Source organism: Amycolatopsis sp. DG1A-15b (genome assembly GCF_030285645.1).
Classification (GTDB): Bacteria; Actinomycetota; Actinomycetes; order Mycobacteriales; family Pseudonocardiaceae; genus Amycolatopsis.
Genome location: NZ_CP127296.1, coordinates 9,363,070 through 9,375,593, shown reverse-complemented (window position 1 = coordinate 9,375,593; position 12,524 = coordinate 9,363,070). Strand labels below are relative to the sequence as shown.

Annotated in this window: 9 protein-coding genes and 1 pseudogene; 6 read left to right on the top strand and 4 right to left on the bottom strand. The window is 73.6% G+C overall.

Annotation, left to right across the window (positions count from 1 at the left end):
- The first annotated feature begins 7 nt into the window (after positions 1–7).
- Positions 8–2,863, top strand: coding sequence for an AAA family ATPase (locus QRY02_RS43640; RefSeq protein ID WP_285988540.1), 2,856 nt, complete (start codon positions 8–10; stop codon positions 2,861–2,863).
- Positions 2,864–3,359: 496 nt separating this feature from the next.
- Positions 3,360–4,601, top strand: a complete 1,242-nt coding sequence (locus QRY02_RS43635) for an SLC13 family permease (RefSeq protein ID WP_285988539.1) — start codon at positions 3,360–3,362, stop codon at positions 4,599–4,601.
- Here the strand turns inward: QRY02_RS43635 and QRY02_RS43630 are convergent.
- From QRY02_RS43630 to QRY02_RS43615, 4 genes and pseudogenes are all read right to left on the bottom strand, one after another.
- Positions 4,585–6,327, bottom strand: a complete 1,743-nt coding sequence (locus QRY02_RS43630; RefSeq protein WP_285988538.1) for a hypothetical protein — start codon at positions 6,325–6,327, stop codon at positions 4,585–4,587. The genes QRY02_RS43635 and QRY02_RS43630 overlap by 17 nt on opposite strands.
- A gap of 184 nt (positions 6,328–6,511) precedes the next feature.
- Positions 6,512–7,735: a bifunctional RNase H/acid phosphatase gene (locus QRY02_RS43625; RefSeq protein ID WP_285988537.1), complete on the bottom strand. Its 1,224-nt coding sequence runs from the start codon at positions 7,733–7,735 to the stop codon at positions 6,512–6,514.
- Positions 7,732–8,470: pseudogene (locus QRY02_RS43620) on the bottom strand (zinc ribbon domain-containing protein). The gene QRY02_RS43625 and the pseudogene QRY02_RS43620 overlap by 4 nt, the downstream one beginning before the upstream one ends.
- A 9-nt stretch (positions 8,471–8,479) precedes the next feature.
- Positions 8,480–9,301 (bottom strand): Nif3-like dinuclear metal center hexameric protein, encoded by an 822-nt coding sequence (locus tag QRY02_RS43615; protein ID WP_285988536.1) that lies wholly within the window; start codon positions 9,299–9,301, stop codon positions 8,480–8,482.
- 31 nt (positions 9,302–9,332) lie between these two features.
- Here QRY02_RS43615 and QRY02_RS43610 point away from each other — a divergent pair, with 31 nt between their 5' ends.
- From QRY02_RS43610 to QRY02_RS43595, 4 genes are all read left to right on the top strand, one after another.
- Positions 9,333–9,914 (top strand): chorismate mutase, encoded by a 582-nt coding sequence (locus QRY02_RS43610; RefSeq protein WP_285988535.1) that lies wholly within the window; start codon positions 9,333–9,335, stop codon positions 9,912–9,914.
- Between the two features lie 70 nt (positions 9,915–9,984).
- Complete coding sequence (locus QRY02_RS43605) at positions 9,985–10,392, top strand: hypothetical protein (protein ID WP_285988534.1); 408 nt, start codon at positions 9,985–9,987, stop codon at positions 10,390–10,392.
- Between the two features lie 768 nt (positions 10,393–11,160).
- Positions 11,161–11,622 (top strand): low molecular weight protein-tyrosine-phosphatase, encoded by a 462-nt coding sequence (locus QRY02_RS43600; protein WP_285988533.1) that lies wholly within the window; start codon positions 11,161–11,163, stop codon positions 11,620–11,622.
- A gap of 49 nt (positions 11,623–11,671) precedes the next feature.
- Complete coding sequence (locus QRY02_RS43595) at positions 11,672–12,502, top strand: SURF1 family cytochrome oxidase biogenesis protein (protein ID WP_285988532.1); 831 nt, start codon at positions 11,672–11,674, stop codon at positions 12,500–12,502.
- Positions 12,503–12,524: the final 22 nt, after the last annotated feature.

Here is a 12,524-nt window from a genome sequence, read left to right as displayed (position 1 = left end):
CCTTACGGTGGATACCGAAGTAAATCCCGAGCACCCCGCCAGCGGGGCTTCGGTACCGAAGCGTCCCGCCCCGCGGCTCCCCGGCCGCGAGCCCGAACTGGGCCGCCTGACCGGTCTCTTCCCGGTCGTGCTGGGCGGCGCGGCCGCCAGCGCGGTGCTGGCCGGCGAGTTCGGCATGGGCAAGAGCGCCACCCTGCGGACCGCCGCGGCGCTGGCCGCGGACGCGGGCTTCACCGTCGCGACGGCCACCGGGTCGCGGCTGGAAAGCCACCTGGCCGGCGGGCTCGTCCGCCAGCTGGCCGACGCGCTCGAGGAGCCGGGGGCGCCCCCGCGCCCGCCCGTCGCCGAGCTGTGCGGCTCGGCCGGCGAGGGCGAAGCGCTCGACCTCTTCTTCCGGATCGTCCGCGACGCGGCCGAGCGGGGTCCGCTGTTCCTCGGCATCGACAACATCCACCTGGCCGACGCCTGGTCCATGCGGTGCCTGGCCTACCTCCGCAACCGCGTGCTCGACCTGCCGGTGCTGATCGTCCTGACGTCCGTCATCGGTTACCCCCCGCACCGCGAGGTCGCGCTGCTGGACATGGTGGGGAGCACGCCGGTCACGATCACGCTGAACGGCCTCGGCGACGCGGCCGCGGCGGAGATCCTCGGCCTCGCCTCCGGGGAGCTGGCCTCCGCCTGCCGCGAGGCGACCGGCGGCAACCCGGTGCTGCTGCAGGCGCTGCGGCCGCGCCTGCTGCCCGGCGCGGACCCGCACGAGCTCGGCTCGTCGCTGATCGGGCAGGTGCTCACCACGCGGGTGCAGGAGTTCCCGCACGCGCCGGACATCCTGCACGCGGCGGCGATCCTCGGCGAGGACGCCGGCTTCGACCTGCTGGCCCGGCTGGCCGGCGTCGACGAGCTCGACGCGCTGCAGGCGATCGACACCCTGGTCCGGCTGCACGTGCTGAACAACAGCGACCAGCCGACGCTGACCTACTCGTTCGTCCGCAACTCCCTGCTGAAGGACATGCCGCAGACCACGCGGGCGGTCAACCACTCCCGGGCGGCGAAGCTGCTGACGGAGGCGGGCGCGCCCCCCGAGCGTGTGGCCGCCCACCTGCTGGAAGCGACGTCGATCCGGATCCCGTGGGCGGTGGACGTGCTGCGGCTGAGCGCGCGCGACGCCGTGTTCTCCGGGCGGTCGGAGCTGGCGGCCCGGCACCTGCGCCGGGCGCTGGAGGAGCGGCTGACCTCGGGGCGCCGGATGGCCGTGCTGCTGCAGCTCGCGCACGCGGAGTTCCAGTTCGACCCGCCCGGCGCGGCGAAGCGGGTGCGGGAAGCCGTCGACACCGTCGGCAACCGTGAGACGGCCGCGTACATCGCCACGGCGATGCTGCTGTCGCTCTGCGGCGGCCAGGATGCCCGGCTGGGGATCAGCGCGGCGGGCCAGATCGCGGCGCGGCTCGACGCGGGCGGCCCGGACGCCGTGTGGCCGCTGCTGTGCATGACCTACCTCGCCGAGGCCGGCAGCAGGCTCGGCCCGCCCCCGGAGTTCCGCGACTTCGAGGAGCAGTGGGCGCCGCTGACCGACCCGGCGGCCCAGCGGAGCCGCTCGGCGCTGCTCGCGCTGGACGCCGTCCGCAGTGGCGAGTCGGCGCAGGACGCCGTCGGGCACTTCGCGGACGCGCTGAGCCAAGCCGGGGCGCCGCCCCGGGCCGCGGACTCCGCCACGCGGAGCCCGCGTGAGCTGAGCAGCGAAGACGGCGGCGAGCTGTTCGAACAGCACTACTTCTTCACGCTGGCCACCGCGGTGCTCGCGGACGAGCCGGCGCACGTCGACCGGCTGTGCCGGGTCCTCGACGTCGAGCGCGAGCCGTGGGACGTGCACGTGCCGCACGGGGCGCTGCCCACCCTGGCCCGCGGGATCGCGCTGCAGGCCAGCGGCGACCTGCAGCGGGCGAGCGTCCACTTCGAATCCCTGCTGCGCCGCTTCGACGAGCGCGGCGGGACGACGACCTGCCCGGTCGGCGTGCTGTGCGCGGCGAAGCTCGTCGAGTGCTGGGTGGACCTCGGCCGGTTCGAGGCGGCGACGTCGCTGCTGGACCGGATGGACTTCGTCGCGAGCCAGGGTCTCTTCACGCACACGTACCTCCTGTACGCGCGGGGGCGCCTGCGCGTCGCGACCGGGTACACGCGCTTCGGGTTCGAGGACCTGCTCAGCTGCGGTCGGCGCCTGGCGCACCACGGCATGCGGTTCCCGGGGTTCGTGCCGTGGCGCGCGCACGCGGCGCGGGCGGCGCTGGCCCTCGGCCAGACCGACGACGCGGCCCGCCTGGCCGAAGAGGACATCAACGCATCGGCCCGCTGGGGCGCGGCACGGCCGCTGGGCACGGCGCTCACGACGCTGGGGCTCGTCCGCGAGGACGACGAGGCGGAGCGGGCACTGCAGAAGGCGATCACGACGCTGCGGTCGTCACCGGCCCGCCTGCAGCTGGCGACGGCGCTGACGGAGCTCGGCACGCTGCAGTCCCGGCACGGCCAGTCCGAAAAGGCCATCGAAACGCTGCGGCAGGCAGTGGAGCTGAGCGAGCAGTGCGGAGCGCGCCCGCTGGCCCGCCGGGCGGCGGAGGAGCTGCGCTCTTCGCGGCGTGCGCTGACGCCGGCGAAGGACAACGAGCACGGGTTGACCCGGCAGGAGAACCGCATCGCGGTGATGGCGGCGCAGGGACTGACCAACCGGGAGATCGCCACAGCCCTGCACTTGACGCGGCGGACGGTGGAGCTGCACTTGTCCGGCGCGTACCGGAAGCTGGGGATTCCCGGGCGCGCGGAGCTCGGTGGGGCGCTGGCGAAGTCTTCGCAGCGGGTGGATGGCCGCTGAGCCCGGGCCGCGCGGGTTGCGGGCGGCGCCGAGCGCGGGCGGCCGCTGAGCCATTCCCGGACAACGCAGGCTCGGCCGGCGCCGGGGATAGATGGTCGCTGAGCCCGGGGCGCGGCGGGGTCGCGGGCGGTATTGAGCGCGGGCGGGCGGTGAGCCTGTCGCGGATCGCGCAGGCTCGGCCAGCGCAGCGGACGGATGGGCACTGAGCCCGGCCCGCGGAAGCTGGCGGGCGATGTCGACCGCAGGCCGTCGCTGAACTCAAGCTGCGCTAGCTCGGCCGACGCAGCACCCGGGCGGTCGTTGCGCCGGCGGATCGCGCAAGCTCGGCGGCGCAGCACGCCGACAGCCGCTGACCCGCAAACAGCGCGAGCTCGTGCTTCGGCCCGTCGCTTCCGGCAGGGATGTCCAGTTTGGACTCCCGCCCGCGGGGGCGCCCCCCGTCTTTCCACGCTACCCGGCGGCACCGACAAAACCGGGCCGCAGTTAGCGTGAACGCGTGAACCTCCTCGCGGGCGCGGCCAGCCTGCTGCTCCTGGCCGGTGTGCTCGTCTTCGCCATCGTCCGGCCGCGGGGGTGGCCGGAAGCCGTTGCCGCGGTGCCGGCCGCCGGGGTTGTTCTGCTGCTCGGCCTCGTGCCGCCCGCCGCGGCCGGGGCGCGGGCCGTGGAAATCCTGCCCACCCTCGGTTTTCTCGCCGCGATTCTGCTCTTGTCCTTTTTGGCCAGTGTCGACGGCGTCTTCGCCTGGCTCGGCAACCGGCTCGCCGAGGCGTGCCACGGCCGCCCTCGGCGGCTGCTCGTCCTCACCTTCGCCGCCGCCGCCGGGGTCACCGCGATCCTCAGTCTCGACGCCACCGTCGTGCTGCTCACCCCGGTGGTCCTCGCCACCGCCGGCAGCCTCGGGCTCCCCGCGCGGCCGCACGTCTACGCCTGCGCGCACCTGGCCAACTCGGCGTCGACGCTGCTGCCGGTGTCCAACCTGACGAACCTGCTGGCCTTCGCTGCGTCCGGGCTGACCTTCGCCGGGTTCACCGCCCTGATGGCGTTGCCGTGGCTGGTCACGATCGCCGTCGAGCTGGTCGTGTTCCTGTGGTTCTTCAAGACCGACCTGCGGCCGCGCGAGACGACCGAACCGCGGCAGCACCTCGAGACGCCGACCTTCGCCCTCGTCGTCCTCGGTCTCACGCTCGCCGGGTTCGCGGTCGGGCAGCTCGGGCACGTCGAGCCGGTCTGGATCGCCGCGCTGGCCGCGCTCATCCTCGGCGTGCGCGCCATCGCGGGGGGCAAGATCCGGCCGTGGCAGCTGGTCACCGAGGCGGCGCCGCAGCTGTGCCTGTTCGTGCTGGGCCTGGCCGTCGTGGTCGAGGCCGTGTCGGAGCACGTCCTCGGCGGCGTGCTCCGCGAGGTCCTGCCGACGTCGACGGGCCTGGTCGACCTGCTGGTGGCCGCGGGCGTGGCGGCGCTGCTGGCCAACCTGGTCAACAACCTGCCGGCCACGCTCATCCTGCTGTCGGTGCTGGGCCCGCACCCGGCGCCGGGTGTGCTGCTCGCGGTGCTGCTCGGCGTCAACATCGGCCCGAACGCGAGCTACCTCGGCTCACTGGCGACCCTGCTGTGGCGCCGGACGCTCCCGAAACCACCCTCGCCGAGGACGTTCCACGCCCTGGGGGCGCTCACCACCCCGCTGAGCCTGGCCGCGGCGACCGTCGCGCTGTGGCTGAGCCTCAGCTGGGCATCGTGATCGTCTGGCCCGGCTTCATCGTCGCGCCGCAGTCGTCCAGCGGGCCGCCGAAGCGGTCGGCCGCCACCGCCGGGATCGTCTTCGCCGCGTACTCCTGCGCCGCCTTCAGCTTCGCCGGGTCCGTCACCGCGTCGCGGCGGACCCAGTCGCCGTTGCGCAGGCCCTCGATCGGGGAGCTGTAGATCAGCACGTAGTCGCGGTCGAGGCGCGGGTCCAGCGCGATCCCGTTGCCCGCCGCCCAGGGGCCCCACGAGTGGATGAACGTCGGCTTGACCGTGTCGAACACGTAGTTGCGCAGGCCCGCCAGGTCGTTGTCGTGCACCAGGTCGGCGATCGGCTTGTTCACCAGGCCGGCCATGTCGACCAGCTCGAGCCGGCTGGTCATCGACGAGCCGCCGAGGTCGGGCAGCAGCAGCGACGCCTTCTGCACGCCGAGGATGTCGGCGTAGGTGTTGAAGCCGCGGCCGAAGCGGTCGGCCACCAGGCACGCGGTGATGTTCGGGTTCTTCGCGAACTTGTCCGCCGCGGCCGCGAAGCCGATGGCTGACGGGACGAACGCGCCCACCAGCACCACCACGACGCCGACGCGCAGCAGGGCCTGCCGGTGGCGCAGCAGCTCACCGGCCGCCAGCGTGCCCGCGATGACCGCCAGCGGCCAGATCGGGCTGGCGAACCGGTGCTGGTACATCCAGTCGGCGACCATCACGCCGTACGCGACGATCCCGAGCCCCAGCGGCACGAGCAGCGCGATCAGCGAACGCCGCCACGGCGCCTTGACCAGCGCGAACACGATCACCAGCGCCAGCGCGATCACGCCGGCCCAGCCCGCGTAGCCGACCAGCTCGAACGGCCGCTTCACCGCGTCGAACCCGGGGAGACCCTGCTGCTTGGCCACCGAAGGGTTGGCCAGCAGCCGCCCGAACTCCGAGTGCCGCCACACGACGTACGCGCCGAACGGCACGGCGAACGCCGCCACCGACAGCAGCGCGAGCCGGAAGCTCTTCCAGAACAGCCCGGACCGCAGCAGGAACAGCGCCGCGAGCGGGTACGCGCCCGCGTAGATCAGGCCTTCCGGACGGGTCAGCGCGGCGAACGCCACCATGACGCCGGCCCACAGCGCGACCTTCGGGGTCAGCAGCTTGTCCCGCTGCACCGACACGAACAGCGTCACGCCCAGCGTGACGACCGCGAAGGCGAACAGCGAGTTCTCCAGGCCGGACACGACCCAGATGACGTACGACGGGATCGTTGCCAGCGTCAGGCCGACGACCAGCGTCGCCAGCCACGCGAAGCGGGTGAAGATCTGCTTCGCAGCGATGTAGCAGGCCGTCAGGACGCCGCCGGTGAACAGCAGGCCCAGTGCCTTCGGGAACAGCACGTAGTCCGGGAGGCCGAAGAGCGAGCCGTGGTCGAAGAGACCGGCGAGCTTGCCGAGGCCGAGCAGCACCATCCACGTCGGGTCGGAGAAGCCCTCGACCGGCGGGGCGCCCGGCTGCAGCACCGGGCCGAGGCCGTCGGCGAAGCTGCGGGCGTAGGAGAAGGTGATGGCGGCGTCGTCGACGATCCAGTGGCCGTAGCGGGTCGCGTGGACCGCAACGGCCGCGACACCGGCGAGCACGGCCAGCACCGGCGCCAGGCGCGCGCCCCAGCCGCGGGTGGCCGTGGTGGTGGCCGGGTCCTCGGGGACGTCGCTCGGGGAGGTCTCGGTGAGTGCGCTAGCCGTCATGTCCTCGTCACTGTTCCGCCCGCAGGCTTCTGCCGGTGGGATACGCGCGAGCCGGCGCCCCCTTGCTGGACCCGGAGGCCGGACCCGACACCGCGGCGACGCGGTCGAGACACTGTAGCCAATACCCCATCCGGGGTCTTCCACGCGTCGGTGCCGAGCGTGATCCACCCCACATTTTCCGTGGTCAGACCAGGTGCGAGGTGTCGTTGACCAAGCGGACCGACGCGTTCCCATCCGGGTAGAACTCGACGATCGACAGGGACGCCAGGTCCAGGTGCAGCCGGAACAGCAGCTGGGGTCCGGCGTCGAGGCCCATCCGGAGCAGCGTCTTGATCGGCGTCACGTGGCTGACCAGCACCAACGTCTTGCCGCCGTGCTCGGCGATGAGCTCGTCGCGGGCCTTGCGGACGCGCCGGTGCACGACGTCGAAGCTCTCCCCGCCGGGCGGCGGCACCGAGCTGTCGCCCAGCCAGGACCCGTGCAGCTCGGGGTCACGTTCGGCGGCCTCGGCGAACGTCAGGCCTTCCCACTCGCCGAAGTCGGTCTCGATCAGGCCGGGGTGGGTCTCGACGCGGCCGCCGAGCGCGTCGGCGACCGCCTGCGCGGTCTGTTTCGTCCGGGTGAGCGGCGAGGAGATGATCGGGACGGCCTCGCCGTCGACGACCAGGCCCTCCATCGCGGCCAGCCGCTTCGCCGCCGCCGCGGCCTGGGTCCGGCCCAGTTCGGTCAGCGGGACGTCGCCGCGGCCGGAGTAGCGGCGCAGCGCCGACATCTCGGTCTGGCCGTGGCGCAGCAGGAGCAGCCGGGTCGGGGTGCCCTGGGCGCCGGTCCAGGCCACCGCCGCGCGGTCGGGTTTCCGGGTCGGCAGCTTCGGTTTCGCGGCGGTTTCCGGGGGGCCGGACACCCGTTCGGCCGTGGCGGGCCCGCCGACGGCGGTCTGCCGGACGACCTGCCTGGCCCGGCCGGCCGTGGCGGTGCCGGGACGGCCGGCCGCCGGCTTTCCGGTCGCCGCGTCCATGGCCTCGTTGGCCAGCCGGTCGGCGTGGGAGTTCTGCGCGCGCGGGATCCACTCGTACTTGACGCGGGAGAAGCCCGCGGCCAGCTGCTTGGCCCGCTCGGCCAGCGGCTGCATGTCCGGGTGCTTGATCTTCCAGCGCCCGGACATCTGCTCCACCACGAGCTTCGAGTCCATCCGGACGTCCACAGTGGACGCGCCGACCTCGGCCGCGGCGGCCAGGCCGGCGATCAAGCCGTTGTACTCGGCGACGTTGTTGGTGACGACGCCGAGACTTTCCTTGCGCTCGGCGAGGACGTCGCCGTCGGCGTCCTTGACCACGGCGCCGTAGCCGGCGGGACCCGGGTTGCCTCGTGAGCCGCCGTCGGCTTCGACGATGACGTGCGAAGTCACAGACCCGACTCCAAGGTCCGGACCAGGATCGCGCCGCAGTTCTCGCACTGGATGACGTCGTCCTCCGGCGCGGCCTTGATTTCGTTGACCGTGTTGCGGTCCAGCTCCAGCTGGCAGGCGCCGCAGCGGCGGGCCCGGAGCAGCGCGGCCCCGATGCCCTTGTGCTCGCGGACGCGCTCGTACAGCTTGAGCAGCGGCTCCGGAAAGCGCGGGAGAAGCTTCACGCGGTCTTCGTCGCGCCGCGCGCGGGTGGTGTCGAGGTCCTTGAACGCTTCGTCGCGGCGTGCGATCGCGGCGGCGACCTCGGCCTCGGCCTTGTCGACCTCGGCGCCGGTGCGCTGCGCGTCCAGGCCGAGGGCCTCGCGCTGCTCCATCAGCTCCAGCAGGTCGTCCTCCAGCGCGCTCTGGCGGCGTTCCAGCGACTGCAGCTCGTGCTCGATGTCGGTCATCTGCTTCGAGTTCACCGAGCCGGAGGCCAGGAGCTTGCGGTCGCGGTCCTCGCGGGCGCGCACCGACTCGATCTCCTTCTCCTGCCGGGCGATCTCGCGGTCGAGGTCGGAGGCGGCGGTCTCCACGGACACGAGCGCGTCGCGGCGCTCGCGGGCGGTCTTCTCCCCCGCGTCGATCTCGGCCAGTTCGGGCAGGGTGCGGCGGCGGTGCGCGGTGCGCGAGAGCTCGGCGTCCACCTTGGCCGAGCTCGAGCAACTGGCGCTGCACGGCGGGTTCGGCCTTCACGGTGCTCCTCTAAATCGATGTGCGCTCGGCGCGGACGTTCCACGGGTCGGTCCGCCGCGTGGAGACGTGAACGTCGACGTTACCCGCAAAGGCCCGCGCCACGAGCGCCGAGGCTTGCCCGCACCAGGGCCACTCGCTGGCCCAGTGGGTCAGCCCGACCAGCGCGGGCACCGGGCCGCGGCCCGCGAGGTGCTCGCCGGCGGGGTGATGCCGCAGGTCCGCGGTGACGAAGGCGTCGACACCGGCCTCGGTGGCCTGCTTCAGGTAGGAGTCCCCGGCGCCACCGGACACGGCGACGGTCCGGATCGGGCGGTCCGCGTCGCCCGCGCCCAGCACGCCGGGCACGGTCGCGGGCAGGGCGTCGGCGACGCGCTGGACGAACACCGCGAACGGCTCCGGCTCGGGCAGTTCGCCGAGGCGGCCGATGCCGGTGACGCCGTCGGCCTTCGGTTCCAGCGGCCCGGTGACGCGGAGCCCGATCGCCTGCGCGAGCGCGTCGGAGACGCCGGGATCGGCGGAGTCGGCGTTGGTGTGCGCGCAGTGGAGGGCGATGCCTTCGCGGATCATCCGGTGCACGAGGGCGCCCTTGGCGGTGTCGGCGGGGACGCCGTGCACGCCGCGCAGCAGCAGCGGGTGGTGCGCGACGATCAGCTGCGCGCCGAGTTCGACGGCTTCGTCGACGGTCTCGGCGACCGGGTCGACGCAGAACAGCACCCGGTGCACGGGTTCGGCCGGGTCGCCGCAGACGAGGCCGACGGCGTCCCACGACTCGGCGAGCTCGGGCGGGTAAGCCCGGTCCAGCACGGAGATGACTTCGGAAATGGCGGGCACGCGGTGATTTTCGCATGTACGGTCCGACGCCATGCGCCTTCGGTCCTTGCTCGTCACGGTGACAGCGGTCCTCGCCGGCTCCCTGCTCTTCGCGGCCCCCGCTTCGGCGTCGGGGACGTCGTTGTGGCGGCTGACCGACCTGGCGGCGCAGCGCGTCGCGATCGCCGACCAGGTGGCCGCGGCCAAGTACGGCACGCCGTCCCCGATCGACGACCCGGTGCGGGAGCAGCAGATCTACGACTCGGTGGCGGCGCACGCCCCCGGCCTCGGCCTCGCCCCGGCGGACGCGGTGCGGTTCTTCCGCGCCCAGATCGAGGCGAACAAGCTGGTGCAGCGCGGCCTCTACGCGCGCTGGGACGCGCACCCCGCGGAGGCGCCGGCGACCCGCCCCGACCTCGGTCAGATCCGCCCGGTGATCGACGGGCTCAACACCGGCCTGCTCACCGAGCTGGCGGCGACGACCCCGGCGCGAGCGGCCCGATCCTGCCCGATCCGCCAGCTGGTGACGGCGGGCATCGTCGACGGCGTCCACCGGTTCGACGGCCTGCACGCGCACGCCCTCGCCGAAGCGACCTCGGCGACCTGCGCGACGGATCCGGGCCGAGCCGGGTAGCCGCCTTCTCCGGCCTGCGCAACCCGTGGCCCCCCGGGGCGTCCCGTACGGCGTGACGAGGACCAAGTGGATGATCGCCGCGGTCGCGGCGGCCACCGCGCTGGCCACGGCCGGCGTGTTCGTGCTGGGCGACGGTGCGGGTACGACGGACGGGATCGTGACGGCGATCCACCCGGACGGCCGGGTGGAGTGGACGGACGCCCGGTTCGTCAAGGCCGAGGAGAACGGCAGCAACGCCGAACCGGTCCCGGGCACCGCGCACAAGGCGGTCCTGGCAGGCGACGTGGAGATCTTCACGGGAGTCGGCCGCTGGTGCGCGTCGGCGGCCGCGGGCCTCGCGGTCGGCCTCGACGGCACGGGTTCCAACCCGTGCACCCGCGCCGAGTTCCTGGCGACCACCCCGGACAGCCTGTACGCGGTCAAGATCACGGCGAAGGGCGACGTGGTCACCCGGATCGCGGAGTACTACCACCCCTGATCCGGAGATGGGGGGCGCCCCGGCGGCACCGGGCCGCCGCGGGCGCCGGGACCGGTCAGTTGCAGTTGCCGCAGCAGCCGCAGCCCTGGCCGGTGCACTTCGAGCAGCACCCGTGCATGATCGCTCTCCTTTTCCGGTTCGCGTCCTCGCCCGATCGACGCTAAGTGCGCGCCGCGGGCCGCGGATACCGCCGAGCGGGCGGGTGACCGGGTGAACGCGGTGGTTACCCTCGGCGCGCGGGATGCTTGGTGGGTGGCGGATTACCGCTGGGCCTTCGCGCGCTTTGCTCGCCGGGCCGCGCGGGCGGTCTTCACGCCCATCCGCCCATCCGCCTGGCTGCGCGCGAGGGGTCTTCGTTTCCCGTCACCCCGCCGGGCCGGCCAAGCGGGCCGCACTCCCATCGGGCCGGGCCGCGCGGGTGCTCTTCCCGCCCCTCCGCCCAGCTGGGCCACGCCAAGCGAGCTGCGGCGGCGCGCGGGCGATCTTTCACTCCCGTGCACCCGGCCGAGCCGGACCAAGCAGGCCGCACCCCCACCGGGCCTGACCGCGCGGGCGCTCTTCCCGCCCCTCCGCCCCGCTGGGCCGAGCCAAGCCGACCGTGGCGGCGCGCGGCCGCCCGCCGAGCCGCGCGGGCCCTCCGCGCCCCACCTGCGCCGGGCCAGGCGGGTCGCCCTTCGCGGCAGCCCGCCGAGCCGAGTGGGCGCCGCGCCGTGCTGGGCCGGGCGGGCGGCCCCGTGACCAGGCAGACCCGATGGTTACGCTCGGCGCGTGACGCACATCGTCTTCGTCTGCTCCGGCAACATCTGCCGCTCCCCGATGGCCGAGCTGGTGTTCCGGGCCCGGCTCGATGAGGCCGGGCTCGGGGACTCCGTGCGCGTGACCAGCGCCGGGACCGGTCCGTGGCACGCCGGGGAACCCGCCGACAAGCGCGCCCGTGCCACCCTGAAGGCGCACGGGTACCCGACCGCGCACGTCGCTTCCGAAGTGTCCGGCGAGGACCTCGCCGCCGATCTGGTGCTGGCCGCGGACGAGGGGCACCTCGAGTTCCTGCGGGCGCGGGTCGAGGACCCGGCGAAGGTGCGGCTGCTGCGGTCGTTCGACCCGTCGGCACCCGAAGGCGCCGAGGTCCCGGACCCGTACTACGGCGGCGACGACGGCTTCGAAGACGTCCTCGGCATGATCGAGCGCGCGGTGCCCGGACTGCTGGACTGGGTGCGTTCGCAGGGGTAGAGGTCACAGCCCGCGACGGACGGCCGGGGGCACGGGCTACCGTGGTGGGGTGCGGTTGCGGTTCCTGCTCCGGCCCGGGTGGCTGGCTCTGACGGCGGTGGTGTTCACCTTCGCCGTCTGCTGCTTCACGCTGCTCTCGCCGTGGCAGTTCAGCCGGAACACCGAGCGCGAGCAGCAGAACGCCGCGCTCGAGACGTCGTTCACCGCGGCGCCGGTGCCGCTGGCTCAGCTGCTGCCGGCCGGGAGCGTGCCCGGCCGGTACACCGAGTGGCACCTCGTCACCGTCACCGGCCAGTACCTGCCGGACAAGGAAGTCGTCGCGCGGCTGCGGACCGTCCAGGGCGAAGGTGCCTTCGAAGTGCTGACGCCGATGCGGACCACCGACGGCACGATCGTGCTGATCGACCGCGGTTACGTCCCCCTGGACAGCAAGTCGGCCGCGCCGCCGTACCCGCCGCCGCCGGCCGGGACCGTGCAGGTCACCGCGCGGGTGCGGGCGGACGAGACCGACCCGAAGAACCGCGACGCGTTCGCCGACGCCTCCACCGGCGGTCGGCTGCAGAGCTACGTCGTCGACTCCCGGGTGGTGGCGCGGGCGGGCGGGCTCGACATCCGGCCGGGCTACTTCCAGCTCGACGTCGGCCAGCCCGGGGTGCTCGGCGCGTTGCCGCTGCCGCAGACGGACTCGGGACCGTTCCTGTCGTACGCGCTGCAGTGGATCGCGTTCGGCGCGATGGCGCTGCTGGGCTGGCTGTACTTCACGGTCCGCGAACTGAAGCCGGGCGGGGCGCTGGACGCGTCCGACGCCCCTTCGCGCCGGAAGTCCGTCGCGGAGATCCTCGCCGAAGACGAGCTCGCCGAAAGTGGCCATCGGAAGTAGGCCGCAAATGGCCCTGCGGTGA